11 protein-coding genes are annotated in these 15,289 nt (G+C 71.6%); 8 read left to right on the top strand and 3 right to left on the bottom strand.

What is annotated here, in order from left to right; all coding sequences use genetic code 11:
* The first annotated feature begins 28 nt into the window (after positions 1–28).
* Together AQI94_RS04960 and AQI94_RS45275 are read left to right on the top strand one after the other, a co-directional pair.
* Entirely contained in the window at positions 29–1,792 is a 1,764-nt protein-coding gene (locus AQI94_RS04960) for a phosphatidylglycerol lysyltransferase domain-containing protein (RefSeq protein WP_031051438.1), read from the top strand.
* A 38-nt stretch (positions 1,793–1,830) separates the two neighbouring features.
* Positions 1,831–2,529, top strand: coding sequence for a hypothetical protein (locus AQI94_RS45275; protein ID WP_031051436.1), 699 nt, complete (start codon positions 1,831–1,833; stop codon positions 2,527–2,529).
* Positions 2,530–2,795: 266 nt separating this feature from the next.
* Here the strand turns inward: AQI94_RS45275 and AQI94_RS04950 are convergent, their stop codons facing one another.
* Positions 2,796–3,551, bottom strand: a complete 756-nt coding sequence (locus tag AQI94_RS04950; protein ID WP_031051433.1) for a hypothetical protein — start codon at positions 3,549–3,551, stop codon at positions 2,796–2,798.
* 73 nt (positions 3,552–3,624) lie between these two features.
* On the opposite strand from AQI94_RS04950, the gene AQI94_RS04945 reads away from it, so the two are divergent.
* A complete protein-coding gene (locus AQI94_RS04945; RefSeq protein WP_062229598.1) occupies positions 3,625–4,407 on the top strand; it encodes an adenosylcobinamide-GDP ribazoletransferase in 783 nt (260 codons plus the stop codon).
* A gap of 10 nt (positions 4,408–4,417) precedes the next feature.
* On the opposite strand, the gene AQI94_RS04940 is transcribed toward AQI94_RS04945, so the two are convergent.
* Positions 4,418–5,200 (bottom strand): endo alpha-1,4 polygalactosaminidase, encoded by a 783-nt coding sequence (locus tag AQI94_RS04940; RefSeq protein WP_031052243.1) that lies wholly within the window; start codon positions 5,198–5,200, stop codon positions 4,418–4,420.
* A gap of 231 nt (positions 5,201–5,431) precedes the next feature.
* Here AQI94_RS04940 and AQI94_RS04935 point away from each other — a divergent pair, with 231 nt between their 5' ends.
* The 3 genes from AQI94_RS04935 to sucB all read left to right on the top strand — a co-directional run bounded on the left by AQI94_RS04935 (position 5,432) and on the right by sucB (position 10,689).
* Positions 5,432–6,964 carry a leucyl aminopeptidase gene (locus AQI94_RS04935; protein ID WP_031052246.1) on the top strand — a complete coding sequence of 511 codons (1,533 nt, stop codon included), beginning with the start codon at positions 5,432–5,434 and terminating at the stop codon, positions 6,962–6,964.
* Between the two features lie 476 nt (positions 6,965–7,440).
* Positions 7,441–8,829, top strand: a complete 1,389-nt coding sequence (gene lpdA / locus AQI94_RS04930) for a dihydrolipoyl dehydrogenase (protein WP_031052248.1) — start codon at positions 7,441–7,443, stop codon at positions 8,827–8,829.
* Between the two features lie 66 nt (positions 8,830–8,895).
* On the top strand, positions 8,896–10,689 hold the full coding sequence (gene sucB / locus AQI94_RS04925) for a 2-oxoglutarate dehydrogenase, E2 component, dihydrolipoamide succinyltransferase (protein ID WP_062229597.1): 1,794 nt from the start codon (positions 8,896–8,898) through the stop codon (positions 10,687–10,689).
* Positions 10,690–10,747: 58 nt separating this feature from the next.
* On the opposite strand, the gene AQI94_RS04920 is transcribed toward sucB, so the two are convergent.
* Complete coding sequence (locus tag AQI94_RS04920; RefSeq protein WP_031049608.1) at positions 10,748–11,410, bottom strand: hypothetical protein; 663 nt, start codon at positions 11,408–11,410, stop codon at positions 10,748–10,750.
* Between the two features lie 213 nt (positions 11,411–11,623).
* Here AQI94_RS04920 and AQI94_RS04915 point away from each other — a divergent pair, with 213 nt between their 5' ends.
* Together AQI94_RS04915 and aceE are read left to right on the top strand one after the other, a co-directional pair.
* Positions 11,624–12,247 carry a GntR family transcriptional regulator gene (locus AQI94_RS04915; protein WP_020115869.1) on the top strand — a complete coding sequence of 208 codons (624 nt, stop codon included), beginning with the start codon at positions 11,624–11,626 and terminating at the stop codon, positions 12,245–12,247.
* Positions 12,248–12,519: 272 nt separating this feature from the next.
* Positions 12,520–15,222 (top strand): pyruvate dehydrogenase (acetyl-transferring), homodimeric type, encoded by a 2,703-nt coding sequence (gene aceE / locus AQI94_RS04910; RefSeq protein ID WP_031049612.1) that lies wholly within the window; start codon positions 12,520–12,522, stop codon positions 15,220–15,222.
* The last annotated feature ends 67 nt before the right edge of the window (positions 15,223–15,289 follow it).

The raw sequence follows: 15,289 nt of genomic DNA, 5'->3' as shown, positions 1-15,289 counted from the left end.
GCCGGCGCAACGGGCATGATCGCCCTTCATGGGAGATGTCCGAGTCGCACCTGTTCGGGATGTACGGTCCACCGCCGCCTCACGACGGGCCGCCGGGTTCGCCGTCTGGTATCTGCGGGTCGTCGCGTTCGTCAACTTCCTCAGCGCGGTGTGGGTGTCGCTGGGGCAGGACGTAAGGCGCCACAACCAGCAGGACCTCTTCACGCCGTATCTGCTGACGGCGGGCTTCGCCTCCGGGGTGTTCACGGTCTTCCTCGCGATCACCATGCGGCGGCGCAAGCGCGCGGCGTGGATCCTGAACCTGGTGCTGTCGGGGGCGTTCCTCGCGCTGTTCGTCTTCGCGATGGCGTTCCCTGAGATCAGGCGGTACGCGCAGAACTGGATCTCCCTGTTCCTCACCGCCGCCTTCGTGGTGGCCCTGCTCGTCGGGCGGCGGGAGTTCTACGCCAAGGGCGACCGGTCCAACCCGCGGCTCGCCGCCGCCGTGGCCGTGGGCGGACTGCTGGTGTGCTCGCTGCTGGCCGCGCTGCTGGTGACCGTCACCAACCAGGCGTCACGCTCGTCGGCCTTCGTGGAGCGGTGGTGGTACGGCACGCTGCGGCTGGTCTCGGTCGCCGCCGACGACTCCCGCTTCGACGGGATCCTCACGCCGAACTGGGTCAACGTCGTCATCAACGTGCTCAGCACGGTCCTCGTCCTCGCCGTCCTCTACGCCGCCTTCCGCTCCCGGCGTGCCCTCGACCCGCTCACCGAGGACGACGAGCGGCGCCTGCGGGAGCTGCTGGAGCGGCACGGGGAGCGGGACTCGCTCGGGTACTTCGCGCTGCGCAGGGAGAAGAGCGTCGTCTGGTCGCCGACCGGGAAGGCGGCCGTGACCTACCGCGTGGTCAGCGGGGTCTCCCTGGCGTCCGGGGACCCGATCGGCGACCCCGAGGCCTGGCCGGGGGCGATCGAGCCGTGGCTCGCCGAGGCCCGGGCGCACGGGTGGCTGCCGGCCGTGATGGGCGCGGGCGAGGACGCGGGGACGGTGTACGCGCGGCACGGCCTGGACGCGCTGGAGCTGGGCGACGAGGCGATCGTGGAGGTCTCCGAGTTCACGCTGGAGGGGCGGGCGATGCGGACCGTCCGGCAGGCCTACAACCGGGTCAAGCGGGCCGGGTACACCGTGCGCATCCGCCGCCACGAGGACATCCCGGCCGAGGAGATGGAGGCACTCGTACGGCGGGCCGACGACTGGCGGGACGGGGCGACCGAGCGCGGGTTCAGCATGGCGCTGGGCCGGCTCGGGGACCCGGAGGACGGGCGGTGCGTGGCACTGGAGTGCAGCGACGCCGACGGGGAGCTGAAGGCGGTGCTCTCCTTCGTGCCGTGGGGGCCGCACGGGCTGTCCCTCGACCTCATGCGCCGGGACCGCGACGCGGACAACGGCCTCATGGAGTTCATGGTCATCGAGCTGCTGAACCGGGCCCGGGAGATCCAGATCACCCAGGTCTCGCTCAACTTCGCGATGTTCCGTTCGGTCTTCGAACGTGGGGCGCGTCTTGGCGCCGGACCGGTGCTGCGGCTGTGGCGGTCGCTGCTCAGCTTCTTCTCCCGCTGGTGGCAGATCGAGTCCCTGTACCGGGCCAACGCCAAGTACCGGCCCATCTGGGAGCCGCGGTTCCTGCTCTTCGAGAAGAGCGCGGACCTGCCGCGCATCGGCATCGCCTCCGCCCGCGCGGAGGGGTTCCTGGAGGTGCCGGGGCTGCCGAGGTGGCTGCGGCGCCGGGAGCACTTGAGCACGCACAGATGAGGACCGCCGGATGAGGACCGTGGGATGAGGACCGTGGGATGAGAACGCTCGCCCGCTGGGCCCGCGCGGAGTGGGGCGAGCTGTACGCCACCGTGCGCGGGCCGCTGCTGCGGCGGCGTTGGCGGGCGGTCCCCCTGGCCCTGGCGGCCGTGTGCCTGACCGCGGCCCTGCACTTCGTGCACAACCGGTCGTGGGGTTACGACTTCGTCCAGGACGTCGGTGCCGTGCGCGCCGCGGACCCCCTCTGGCTCGCTCTGCTCCGCACCCCGCTCTCCCTGTTCGTGCCGGCCCTGGACCTGCCGGTGTGGGGTGCGCTGGCGCAGATCCTGTTCGTGTTCGGGATCGCCGAGATCTGCCTGGGCCGGTGGCGGACGCTCACGCTGGCGTACGCGGCCACGCTCGCCGGCACGCTGTACGCCCGCGTGGGCATCTGGCTCGGCCCCGACAGCCCGCTGGGCCTGCCCGCCTCGGACGCCCACGTCGTCGACACCGGCCCGTCGGCGGCGGTGGTGGGCCTCGCCGTCTTCCTCGGCTGGCGCTACGGCGCCCGGGTCACCGCGGGTGCCGTGATCGCGGCGATGGTGGTCGAGGTGCTGGCGAAGGAGAACCTCGCCGGCCGGGAACACCTGGCGGCCATCGCGGCGATGCTGGCCGTGTGCAGCCTCTCGGCGGCCCGCCGCCGGCACGCCCGCAACCGTGAGCACACCGACTCCGGCCTCCCACCCCTCGGCCCCTGAACCGGCCGACGCCTCCACCCCGCACCACCACCGCCGCACCCCGGCTGCCTGCGCACCCGGCTGGCCACGCCGCACCCCGGCTGCTTCCGCCCGCCCAGGAACCGGCAAGCTCCCGAAGCCGACCAGGACCTGCGCGACCCCTGGCACCGCCCATCGACCACACCGAGACCGCCGGCGACCCCGCGACCCCGCGACCCCGCGACCAGTCAGGATTCCCCACACCCCACCCAAAGCCCCGATCAAGCACCCGCGGCGGGACCGAAGCGTCACTGCCCGACCGGCGGTGCCGGGTCCGGTTTGCCGCCGATCAGGTCCTGGAATCTGCGGCGGGGGCCCGACCAGCGTTTGTCGCGGTGGTAGGCGCGCAGTACGGCTCGGGCGCGGGCGCGCGGGCGGCGGGCGTAGAAGCGGCGGGCCCAGGGGGAGCCGGGGCGGGCCAGCCGGATCAGGCCGATGAGTCCGACGAGGGGGACGATCACGCTGAAGATCGCCATGCGGGTCTTGCCCTTGAGCAGGACGAGCATCGCGAAGAGGAAGTTGACCACCACGCTGCTGATGACCCCGCCGCGGTCCTGCGCCTCGCCCTGGGTCACGTCGTTGACGCCGAACGGCGAGAACCCGGCGAGCACCAGCCCCACCAGCGCCACGGTGAGGACGACGACCTCGACACTCTTGCGGCCCTCCTCGCTCCAGTACACGTCGTCGAGATGCAGGATCAGCGCGAACTCGTCCAGGACCAGCCCCGCGCCCATCCCGAAGACCACCGCGCACAACCCCGCTCCGAAACCGTGCCGCCCGCTGGCCACCGCGCCGAAGCCGCCGACGACGGTGAGGACGACTCCCGGCACCACGTGGTGGATGTGCACGCCGCCGGAACTGACGTTGCCGAAGGGGCCCTTGCCCGCCCTGATCATCCGGGTGACGACCCGCGTGATCAGGAAGGTCAGCACGAACGCGCTCAGGGCGAGGAGCAGCGGCAGCTTGCCGGGCTCGACGATGTTGCGGTGCAGCCAGTGGCCCATGGCCCCAGTGTCCGGTCGCGAGGGGCGGGCCGCCCGGCGGCTACGGCGTCCGGGCTACCCTGCCGACGTGTCCATGACCCCGCCCCCGCTCGACGGCCTCCGCTTCGCCTTCGGCACGCTCAGCGTGCTCCCCGTGAAGGTGACCCGCTGGGACCGGGAGGCGGCGCGCGGCGGCATGCTCTGCGCCCCGCTGGTCGGGGTGGTGCTGGGCGTGCTGTCGGCCGCGCTGGGCCTTCTGCTGCTGGCCCTGGGCTCCTCCGGACCGCTCGCCGCGGTGGCCACGGTGGCCGTGCCCGCGGTCCTCACGCGGGGTCTGCACCTCGACGGTCTCGCGGACACCGCGGACGGCCTGGGCAGCGGCAAGCCCGCCGAGGACGCCCTGCGGATCATGAAGCAGTCGGACATCGGCCCGTTCGGGGTGATCGCCCTCGTCCTCGTGCTCCTCGCCCAGGTGGCCGCGCTGTCGCAGATGTACGGCGACTCGTGGGCGCGGGGCGCGACCGCCGCGGTGGTCGCGGCGACGGCCGCGCGCCTGGCCCTGACCCTCGCCGCCCGCACCGGGGTCCCGCCGGCCCGGCCGGAGGGGCTCGGGGCCGCGGTGGCAGGGGTCGTACCGGTCCGGGGCGCGGTACTGACGGCGGCCGCCGTGACGCTGGGGGCGGCCGGGGCGGGAGCGCTCCTCGGGTCGTACGACATCGTCCGCGCGGTCCTCGCGGTCGCCGCCGCCGTGGGAGTGGCCGAAGTTCTCCTGCGGCACTGCACGCGCCGCTTCGGCGGGGTGACCGGGGACGTGTTCGGGGGTCTGGCGGAGACGGCGGCGACGACCGCGCTGGTGGTCCTGTCGCTGAACTTCTAGCAGGGAACTTCTAACAGGCCTCGCGCCACACCCCGAGCTCGTACTTCTTCCGCATCGAACTCAGCTTCAGCCGCCGGGACTCGGCGCAGAAGCGGCTGACGGGGAGTTCGTACTCGACGTGGAAGACCGCCTTGCCGGCCTTGACGAACGGTTCCATGTCCCCGCACTCGTCGTACTGGGCGCACTGCTCGTTGACCGCGAAGTCGAAGTCGCCCACCAGCTGCGGTATCTGGTCGAGGTCGTTCTTCAGGCCGACCGACAGGCCGCGTTCGTGGGCCAGTCGCGCGATCAGGCGGTTGTAGCGGAGCTGGTCGGCCGCCGTCAGTGCGAAGCCCGTGCGGTTCCTGTAGCCGTCCATGTTGTCCGGCTCCACCGCGTCGAAGCCCTTCTCACGGCACATGTCGAGGCGGTCCGCCATCAGCGGTTCCAGGACGTCCGTGGCGCGGATGTCGAGCCAGCGCTCCCCCTCCCAGCCGTTGCCCCGCCCGATCACCGACCTGGGGAACCGGTCGGCGTCGGGACGCCAGTCCTCCCACGCGCCCGTGGAGAGGTAGCAGATGACCTTGCGGCCCTTGCCGTGCAGGGCGGACACCACCGGCCTCGACTGGTCGAAGCCGTCGATGTCGTACACCGGCACGTCCACGGAGGTGTCGACCCGGCCGGTCAGCTGCCACTGCCAGGCGATGCCGGGGCGGGGCCGCCAACGAGAGTCGCCGGACGGGGAGTCGGGGGTGGCCGAGCAGGCCGTGACCAGGAGGAGCAGGCCGGCGAGGAGGACCAGGGGGCGTTTCAACGGAGGGACTCCAGACAGTGCGGCGGGGTACCCCGGGAATGATCTCTCGTGCGGCGGCCGGAGGTACGCTCGGCCGACCCGAGCGTAGGCTCGTCCCGGGTGGTCGCCGACAGGGGTGAAGGCCCCGATCGGGATCCGGATCCGGACAAGAAATAGGGTCGGCCGTCGGGCCCGGTCGAGCCCACCCCCTCGACCCAAGCAACTTCACATCGGAAGCGAGAATTCACCACCGTGACTGCTCTCACTCTCAGCACCTCCGCGGCGCCCGGCCTGCGGGCCGACGCGATCGTGATCGGTGTCGCCAAGGGCGCGAAGGGCCCGGTCGTCGCACCGGGCGCCGAGGCCGTGGACAAGGCCTACGACGGCAAGCTCGCCGGTGTCCTGGAGACCCTCGGTGCCTCCGGGGCCGAGGGCGAGGTGACGAAGCTGCCCTCGCCCGCCGGCCTCAAGGCCCCGCTCGTGGTGGCGGTCGGCCTGGGCGCCGAGCCCGAGAAGGACTCCGCCTTCGACCCTGAGGCGCTGCGCAAGGCCGCCGGTGTCGCCGCCCGCGCGCTGGCCGGCGTGAAGAAGGCCGCGTTCGTGCTGCCGCTGGGCGACGCCGCCGACCTCGGCGCGGTCGCCGAGGGCCTGCTGCTCGGGGCGTACTCCTTCACGGCCTACAAGGAGAGCGCGTCGAAGAACGACGCCAAGGCCAAGAACGGCAAGGCTCCGCTGGCCGAGGCCGCGCTGCTGGGCGGAAAGCCGCGGGACGCCGCCCACAAGGCCGCGCTCGCCCGGGCCACCGCGGTCGCCGAGGAGCTCAACCGCGCCCGCGACCTCGTCAACATGCCGCCCAACGACCTGAACCCCGAGGCCTTCGCCTCGATCGTGCAGGCCGCGGGCAAGGAGCACGGCCTCAAGGTGCAGGTGCTCGACGTGAAGGCCCTGGAGAAGGGCGGCTACGGCGGCATCCTCGGCGTCGGCGCGGGGTCGACGTCGGGGCCGCGGCTGGTGAAGCTGTCGTACACCTCGTCCAAGGCGAAGAAGCACCTCGCGCTGGTCGGCAAGGGCATCACCTACGACTCGGGCGGCATCTCGCTGAAGCCGGCGGGCCACAACGAGACGATGAAGTGCGACATGAGCGGGGCGGCGGCGGTGTTCGCCGCCGTGGTCTCGGCCGCGCGTCTCGGCCTTGAGGTCAACGTGACCGGATGGCTGGCGCTGGCCGAGAACATGCCGTCGGGGTCCGCCACGCGTCCCGGTGACGTGCTGCGCATGTACAGCGGCAAGACGGTGGAGGTGCTCAACACCGACGCCGAGGGCCGGCTGGTGCTCGCGGACGCGCTGTGGGCGGCGTCGGCGGAGAAGCCGGACGCGATCGTGGACGTGGCGACGCTGACCGGGGCGATGATGCTCGCGCTGGGCAGCCGGACCTTCGGGATCATGGCCAACGACGACGCGTTCCGTACGGCGGTGCACGAGGCCGCGGAGGAGGTCGGGGAGCCGGCGTGGCCGATGCCGCTGCCGGAGCACCTGCGCAAGGGGATGGACTCGCCCACCGCCGACATCGCGAACATGGGTGAGCGGATGGGCGGCGGACTGGTCGCGGGTCTGTTCCTGCGGGAGTTCGTGGGCGAGGGGATCACCTGGGCGCACCTCGACATCGCGGGACCCGCGTTCAACGACGGGGGGCCGTTCGGCTACACGCCGAAGGGCGGCACGGGGTCCGCGGTGCGGACGCTGGTGCGGCTCGCCGAGTTGACTGCGTCGGGTGACCTGGGCTGATGTCCGCCTAGGAACCCGGCTCCCGAGGGGCGTGGGCGGCTGCGGGCCGGTTGTGGCTTTTTGCGCAGTTCCCCGCGCCCCTGGGTGGGTTACGGCGCCCCTTGTCCGCCCGTGGACGTGGAGGATGGTCGCGCCCACGCGGCGGAGCCGCAGATCGATCCAGCCCCGCGCCCCTGGGTGGGGCACGGCGCCCCTTGTCCGCCTGTGGACGTGGAGATGGCCGCGCCCGCGCGGCGGAGGTGCGGATCGGTACGGCCCCGCGACTCCGGTCGGCGTCTCACCGGAGCTTGTCCTCTCATGTGAGCGTGTGGTGTCTCACACCCCGGCCCGGCGTCTCGTTCAGGGCCGACAAGTGCGAAGATGGGGCTCGGCAGGACAGGGCCCCCACCACAGGGCCGAAGAAAGAGCGGCCGGACACCAGCCGCCGCCCGGTCACTGCAGACCGGCGTACGGCGCACATGCATGGAGGACGTGACGTGGCGAACGACGCCAGCACCGTTTTCGACCTAGTGATCCTCGGCGGTGGTAGTGGCGGTTACGCCGCGGCCCTGCGCGGGGCGCAGCTGGGGCTTGACGTCGCCCTGATCGAGAAGGACAAGGTCGGCGGTACCTGCCTGCACCGGGGATGCATCCCCACCAAGGCCCTGCTGCACGCGGGCGAGATCGCCGACCAGGCCCGCGAGAGCGAGCAGTTCGGTGTGAAGACCACCTTCGAGGGCATCGACATCGCCGGGGTGCACAAGTACAAGGACGGCGTGATCGCCGGTCTGTACAAGGGCCTCCAGGGGCTCGTCGCCTCCCGGAAGGTGCACTACATCGAGGGCGAGGGCCGGCTGTCGTCGCCGAGCTCCGTCGATGTCAACGGCCAGCGCATCCAGGGCCGTCACGTGCTCCTCGCGACCGGCTCCGTGCCGAAGTCGCTGCCGGGCCTGGAGATCGACGGCAACCGGATCATCTCCTCGGACCACGCCCTCGTCCTGGACCGGGTGCCGAAGTCGGCGATCGTCCTCGGCGGCGGTGTCATCGGCGTCGAGTTCGCCTCCGCCTGGAAGTCCTTCGGGACCGACATCACCATCATCGAGGGCCTCAAGCACCTCGCCCCCCTCGAGGACGAGAACTCCTCCAAGCTTCTTGAGCGCGCGTTCCGCAAGCGCGGCATCAAGTTCAACCTGGGCACCTTCTTCCAGAAGGCCGAGTACACCCAGGACGGAGTCAAGGTCACCCTCGCCGACGGCAAGGAGTTCGAGGCCGAGCTGCTGCTGGTGGCCGTCGGCCGCGGGCCCGTCTCCGCCGGTCTCGGCTACGAGGAGCAGGGCGTCGCGATGGACCGCGGCTACGTCCTGGTCGACGAGTACATGCGCACCAACGTCCCGACCATCTCCGCTGTCGGAGACCTGGTCCCCACGCTCCAGCTCGCGCACGTCGGCTTCGCCGAGGGCATCCTGGTGGCGGAGCGTCTGGCCGGTCTGAAGACCGTTCCGATCGACTACGACGGTGTCCCGCGGGTGACGTACTGCCACCCCGAGGTCGCCTCCGTGGGCATCACCGAGGCCAAGGCCAAGGAGATCTACGGCGCGGACAAGGTCGTCGCTCTGAAGTACAACCTGGCGGGCAACGGCAAGAGCAAGATCCTGAACACCTCGGGCGAGATCAAGCTCGTCCAGGTCAAGGACGGTGCCGTGGTCGGCGTCCACATGGTCGGCGACCGCATGGGCGAGCAGGTCGGCGAGGCCCAGCTGATCTACAACTGGGAAGCGCTGCCGGCCGAGGTCGCCCAGCTCATCCACGCTCACCCGACGCAGAGCGAGGCGCTCGGCGAGGCCCACCTGGCCCTGGCGGGCAAGCCGCTGCACTCGCACGACTGACCCTCGGTCACAGCACGTCGTAGCGACGACTCAGACTTCCGCAATTCGTAAGGAGCAACCGAAACCATGGCGGTTTCCGTAACCCTTCCGGCGCTCGGCGAGAGCGTCACCGAGGGCACCGTCACCCGCTGGCTGAAGGCCGAGGGTGAGCGTGTAGAGGCCGACGAGCCGCTGCTCGAGGTCTCGACCGACAAGGTCGACACCGAGATCCCCTCCCCCGCCGCCGGCGTCCTGGCCTCCATCAAGGTCGCCGAGGACGAGACGGTCGAGGTCGGCGCCGAGCTGGCCGTGATCGACGACGGCACCGGCGCCCCCGCGGCCGCTCCGGCCCCGGCCGCCGAGCCGGTCGCCGAGCCCGCCCCCGAGCCGGCCGCTGCCGCGCCGTCCACCGAGCAGGCCGCCCCGGCGCCCGCTCCCACCGCCGAGGCCGCTTCCGGCGGCGGCTCCGCCGAGGGCACGGACGTCGTCCTGCCCGCGCTCGGCGAGTCCGTCACCGAGGGCACCGTCACCCGGTGGCTGAAGGAGGTCGGCGAGGAGGTCGCGGAGGACGAGCCCCTGCTCGAGGTCTCCACCGACAAGGTCGACACCGAGATCCCGGCGCCGGTCGCCGGAGTCCTGCTGGAGATCGTGGTCGGCGAGGACGAGACCGCCGAGGTCGGCGCCAAGCTCGCCGTCATCGGTGCCCCGGGTGCGGCTCCGGCCGCTGCCCCGGCCCCCGCCGCTCCGGCCCCGGCCGCCGAGGCCCCCGCCCCGGCTCCCGCCCCCGCGGCTCCGGCACCCGCTCCGGCCCCGGCCCCGGCCCCGCAGGCGCCCTCGGCTCCGGCTCCGCAGCAGCAGACGGCTCCGGCTCCCGACCCGGCGCCCGCCGCTCCGGCCCCGGCGCCCGCCCCGGTCACCCCGGCTCCGGCTCCCGCCGCGACCTCCGGTGACGACGGCGCCTACGTCACCCCGCTGGTGCGCAAGCTCGCCGCGGAGCACGGTGTCGAGCTCGGCTCCGTGAAGGGCACCGGCGTCGGTGGCCGGATCCGCAAGCAGGACGTGATCGCCGCCGCCGAGGCCGCGAAGGCCGCCGCTCCGGCTCCGGCCGCTGCCGCCGCACCGGCCGCCGCCAAGAAGGCGCCGTCCCTGGAGGCCTCCCCCCTCCGTGGCCAGACCGTCAAGATGCCGCGCATCCGCAAGGTCATCGGCGACAACATGGTCAAGGCGCTGCACGAGCAGGCGCAGCTGTCCTCGGTCGTCGAGGTCGACGTCACCCGCCTGATGAAGCTGCGCGCCCGTGCCAAGGACGCGTTCGCGGCTCGTGAGGGCGTCAAGCTCTCCCCGATGCCGTTCTTCGTCAAGGCCGCGGCCCAGGCGCTGAAGGCGCACGCGCCGATCAACGCCAAGATCAACGAGGGCGAAGGCACGATCACCTACTTCGACACCGAGAACATCGGTATCGCGGTGGACTCCGAGAAGGGCCTGATGACCCCGGTCATCAAGCACGCGGGCGACCTCAACATCGCCGGCATCGCCAAGGCCACGGCGGAGCTCGCGGGCAAGGTCCGCGCGAACAAGATCACGCCCGACGAGCTGTCCGGCGCGACCTTCACCATCTCCAACACCGGTTCGCGCGGTGCGCTCTTCGACACGATCATCGTGCCGCCGGGCCAGGTCGCGATCCTCGGCATCGGTGCCACGGTCAAGCGTCCGGCGGTCATCGAGACCGAGGAGGGCACGGTCATCGGCATCCGCGACATGACCTACCTGACCCTCTCCTACGACCACCGTCTGGTGGACGGCGCCGACGCGGCCCGTTACCTGACCGCGGTCAAGGCGATCCTGGAGGCGGGCGAGTTCGAGGTCGAGCTCGGCCTGTAAGCCTCAGAAGTGCCTGTACGGTGCCCCGTCCGGACCTCTCGGACGGGGCACCGTCGTCTCACCGGGGCGTCAGCGTCCGGTCCGACCAGCCCCACAGCTCCTCCACCCACACGTTGGGGACGGACAGCTTGGGCGCGGGCGTGAGGTGCTCGGTCCGGTACGCCTTCAGGACGTCGTAGGTGGCGTCCAGGCAGTCCCGGGAGGTGAGCTTGCCGGTCCTCGGATCGACCCCGACGAGGAAGCCGCGGGCCGCGACCGCGCGGATCACGGCCCGGGCGCGCCGCACGTCGTGCGTCGCCGACTTCGTGCAGCGGTAACGGCTGTACGGGTGCTCGGCGGTGCCGGGGTAATCGGCGTCCGTGGACATGTCGCTGAGCATGCGGTCGTACGACCCCTCCGCGTGCCAGGCTCCGATGTCGCCGCCCGGCGGGGTGTACAACGCGGCGCCGGGGTTCTCCACGGCGCCGTAGACCCAGCGGCCGGTGCCCGGGACCTTGAAGCCCCAGCCGACGTGGCCGAACTTCTGTGCCCCGTCGGGTTTGACGAACACACAGGCGGCCCCCCTGCCCGGCGCCGCACCCGCCATCCCGGTGATCGCTTCCGCGCTGCTCGGTGCCGTCGTCGCCGCCGCCCGCACGGCTGGCTGTGCGCAGCCCGCCACGCCGACGAGCGCGCCGATCACGGCCACGACCGCCAGTTGCCGCCGTCCCCCGATGTGCATGCCGTCCCCCTGTGGTGCGAAGGGGCGCCCCGTGCGGGTACCCCTGACGAACGCGACACTTCTCAGGGCCGTGGGGTTCCGTGTCTTGACAGAAGTCGTACGGCTGGGAGCGTGTAAGCCTCGTCTCACCTGCATGAAAGCGCCCCCGTGCGCCCCACCCGGACGGGCCCTCGGCCTTATTGTCTAAACGTCAAACGCCCTTAAGGAGCTCTCATGACCGCGCCCGTCGTCCACTCGCTGCGCGAACAGATCCGCGAGCACATCGTGGAGGGGATCGTCAGCGGGCGCTGGCAGCCGGGTGAGCGGATCGTGGAGCGCCGGATCGCGACCGAGCTGGAGGTCAGCCAGACGCCGGTGCGGGAGGCGCTGCGCGAGCTGGAGTCGCTGCGGCTGATCGAGTCCGCGCCGAACAAGGGCGTACGGGTGCGGAACCTGACGGCGGCGGACCTGGAGGAGAGCTATCCGGTCCGGGCCGGTCTTGAGGCGATCGCGGCGGAGCTGGCGGCGGAGCGGCTGGCGCAGGACTGCTCGGCGCTGGAGCCGCATGTGGCCGCGCTGTACGAGGCGGACCGGGACTCCGACGGCACCGGCCAGGTGCGGCACACGGTGGGTTTCCACCGCGAGCTGGTGCGGGCGGCCGGCAACTCGGTGCTGCTGCACACCTGGGAGGGCCTGGGCATCGAGGTCTTCACCGCGCTGTCGATCCGGTGGCTGGGGACGGTCCAGCAGTCGTACGCGGAGGAGCACGAGGAGCTGGTGGCGGCGTTCAAGCGCCGGGACCCGCGGATCCCGGAGATCGTGAAGGCCCATGTCCTGGGCTGCGCGCCGCGGGCTTGACGCAGCCGAGCGCACCTACGCTCACCTGCGAAAACCCTGCGAGAGCCCTTCGAAAACAAGGCACCCGGTGTCTCCCGTGGAGACACCCCGTGCCTACTTTCTCGTAATCAAGAAGTTTTGCCCCTCAACCCTTTGATCGATCATCGATCAGCGAGTTAGAGTCGCCGACGGGCCCTTACCGGGGCCCTCCGCCCTGTCCTGCCAAAGACAAAGGGCACCCCCGACACCCTGCCTGATTGAGGGAACCCCCTTCGACTGAGGAAGGCGGCGACATGACCGACCCCAACGCCATCCAGCCGAGCGAGCTCGACCAGCTCCCCGACCGGGACCCCGAGGAGACCGCCGAATGGCAGGCCTCCCTGGACGCGGTCGCCAAGGCGGCCGGCCCGCACCGTGCCGCGTACCTGATGCGCCGCACGCTGGAGAGGGCGGAGGGCAACGGCATCGCGCTACCGAAGCTCCTCGAGACGGACTACGTCAACACCATCCCCACCGCCGCCGAGCCGTCCGCGCCCGGTGACGAGGAGATGGAGCGCAAGATCACCGCGTGGAACCGCTGGAACGCGGCCGCGATGGTCACCCGCGGCTCCAAATACGGCGTCGGCGGCCACATCGCCACCTTCGCCTCCGCGGCCTGGCTCTACGAGACCGGCTTCAACCACTTCTTCAAGGGCAAGGAGGCCGACGGGTCCGGCGACCAGCTCTACATCCAGGGCCACGCCTCCCCCGGCATCTACGCCCGCGCCTTCCTCGACGGCAGGCTGGACGAGTCCCAGCTGGACAACTTCCGCCGCGAGTCGGGCGGCAACGGCCTCCCGTCGTACCCGCACCCCCGCCGCCTGCCCTGGCTGTGGGAGTTCCCGACGGTCTCCATGGGCCTCGGCCCGCTCTCCGCGATCTACCAGGCGCGCTTCAACCGCTACCTGACGGCCCGCGGCATCAAGGACGTCTCCGAGTCCCACGTCTGGGCCTTCCTCGGCGACGGCGAGATGGACGAGCCGGAGTCCACGGCGGCACTCGCGCTCGCGAGCCGCGAGGGCCTCGACAACCTCACCTTCGTCATCAACTGCAACCTGCAGCGCCTCGACGGCCCGGTCCGCGCGAACTTCAAGATCGTGCAGGAGCTGGAGGCGCAGTTCCGCGGCGCCGGCTGGAATGTCGTCAAGTCGCTGTGGGGCAACGCCTGGGACGAGCTCTTCCAGCTCGACACCACGGGCGCGCTGGTCCGACGCCTCCGCGAGGTGCCGGACGCGCAGGTGCAGACGTACCAGACGCGCGACGCCGCCTACATCCGCCAGGACTTCTTCGGCAAGGACCCGGCGCTCGCCGAGATGGCGAAGCTGCTGTCCGACGACAAGATCCTGGAGTGCTTCCACCTCTCCCGCGGTGGCCACGAGGCCCGCAAGGTGTACGCCGCCTACAAGGCCGCCGTCGAGTTCAAGGGCGCGCCGACGGTCATCCTGGCCCAGACGGTCAAGGGCCACACCCTCGGCGAGGGCTTCGCGTCGAAGAACGCCAACCACCAGATGAAGAAGCTGTCGGTGGACGAGTTCAAGACCATGCGCGACCTCCTTGAGCTGCCCATCAAGGACAGCGACTTCGTCGACGGCGTGGTGCCCTACGGCCACCCGGGCGCCGACTCCCCCGAGGTCCGCTACCTCCAGGAGCGCCGCGCGGCCCTCGGCGGCCCGGCCCCGGCCCGCCGGGTGCACCCGGTGGCCCCGCTGCCGGCCCCGGCGGAGAAGGCCTTCGCCTCCTTCGACAAGGGCTCGGGCACGCAGAACGTCGCGACCACGATGGCCTTCGTCCGCCTGATCAAGGACCTGGTCCGCGACAAGGAGACGGGTAAGCGCTGGGTGCCGATCGTCCCCGACGAGGCGCGCACCTTCGGTATGGAGTCGCTGTTCCCGTCGCTCGGGATCTACTCCCCCAAGGGCCAGACGTACGAGCCGGTCGACCGCGACCAGCTGATGTACTACAAGGAGGCCCAGAACGGCCAGATCCTCAACGAGGGGATCACCGAGGCCGGTTCGATGGCCGACTTCATCGCCGCGTCCACCGCGTACGCGACGCACGGCGAGGCGATGATCCCGTTCTACATCTTCTACTCGATGTTCGGCTGGCAGCGCACGGCCGACCAGATGTGGCAGCTCGGCGACCAGCTCGGCCGCGGCTTCCTCGTCGGCGCCACGGCGGGCCGTACCACGCTGACGGGCGAGGGCCTGCAGCACGCGGACGGGCACTCGCCGGTGATCGCGGCGACGAACCCGGCGGCGCTGACGTACGACCCGGCGTTCGCCTACGAGGTCGCCACGATCGTGCGCGACGGCATCCGCCGCATGTACGGCGAGGCGGCGCCCGGCGAGGACCAGAACGTCTTCTACTACCTGACGGTCTACAACGAGCCGCTTCCGCAGCCCGCCAAGCCGTCCGGCCTCGGCATCGACGAGGGCATCGTCAAGGGCCTGTACCGCTTCAACACGGCGGAGTCCGCGGGCCTGTCCCCGGTCGCGAACGCCCCCCGCATCCAGCTCCTCGGCTCCGGCACCGCGATCCACTGGGTGCTGAAGGCACAGCGGATGCTGGCCGAGGAGTGGGGCGTGGCCTCCGACGTCTGGTCGGCGACGTCCTGGACGGAACTGCGCCGCGACGCGCTGGAGGCCGACGCCGGTCTGCTGCGCGGCGAGGAGCGGGTCCCGTACGTCCGCCAGGCGCTGCACGGCGCCGAGGGCCCGGTGCTCGCGGTCTCCGACTACATGCGCCAGGTCCCCGACCAGATCGCGCAGTGGGTCGAGCAGGACTGGTCCTCGCTCGGTGCGGACGGCTTCGGCCTCTCCGACACCCGTGAGGGCGCCCGCCGCCACTTCGGCGTCGACGCCGAGTCGGTCGTGGTCGCGGCCCTGGCCCAGCTGGCCCGCCGCGGCGAGGTCAAGGCGACGGCGGTGAAGGAAGCACGGGAGAAGTACGGGCTGTGAGGGCCTGAGCTTCGACGCTTTCGGTGAAGGGGTACGGCGGCCGCCGTACCCCTTCGCTGTCAGTGGG

This window comes from Streptomyces pseudovenezuelae (assembly GCF_001513955.1).
GTDB lineage: Bacteria > Actinomycetota > Actinomycetes > Streptomycetales > Streptomycetaceae > Streptomyces > Streptomyces pseudovenezuelae.
The sequence above is the reverse complement of the archived record's forward strand: the minus strand, read 5'-3'. Positions and strand labels throughout refer to the sequence as shown.

Excerpts from the sequence above, each read along its gene's own strand:
- sucB (WP_062229597.1), top strand. The coding sequence starts at position 8,896 with ATGGCGGTTTCCGTAACCCTTCCGGCGCTCGGCGAGAGCGTCACCGAG.
- AQI94_RS04915 (WP_020115869.1), top strand. The coding sequence starts at position 11,624 with ATGACCGCGCCCGTCGTCCACTCGCTGCGCGAACAGATCCGCGAGCAC.
- AQI94_RS04960 (WP_031051438.1), top strand. The coding sequence starts at position 29 with ATGGGAGATGTCCGAGTCGCACCTGTTCGGGATGTACGGTCCACCGCC.
- AQI94_RS04950 (WP_031051433.1), bottom strand. The coding sequence starts at position 3,551 with ATGGGCCACTGGCTGCACCGCAACATCGTCGAGCCCGGCAAGCTGCCG.
- AQI94_RS04945 (WP_062229598.1), top strand. The coding sequence starts at position 3,625 with ATGACCCCGCCCCCGCTCGACGGCCTCCGCTTCGCCTTCGGCACGCTC.
- aceE (WP_031049612.1), top strand. The coding sequence starts at position 12,520 with ATGACCGACCCCAACGCCATCCAGCCGAGCGAGCTCGACCAGCTCCCC.
- AQI94_RS04920 (WP_031049608.1), bottom strand. The coding sequence starts at position 11,410 with ATGCACATCGGGGGACGGCGGCAACTGGCGGTCGTGGCCGTGATCGGC.
- AQI94_RS45275 (WP_031051436.1), top strand. The coding sequence starts at position 1,831 with ATGAGAACGCTCGCCCGCTGGGCCCGCGCGGAGTGGGGCGAGCTGTAC.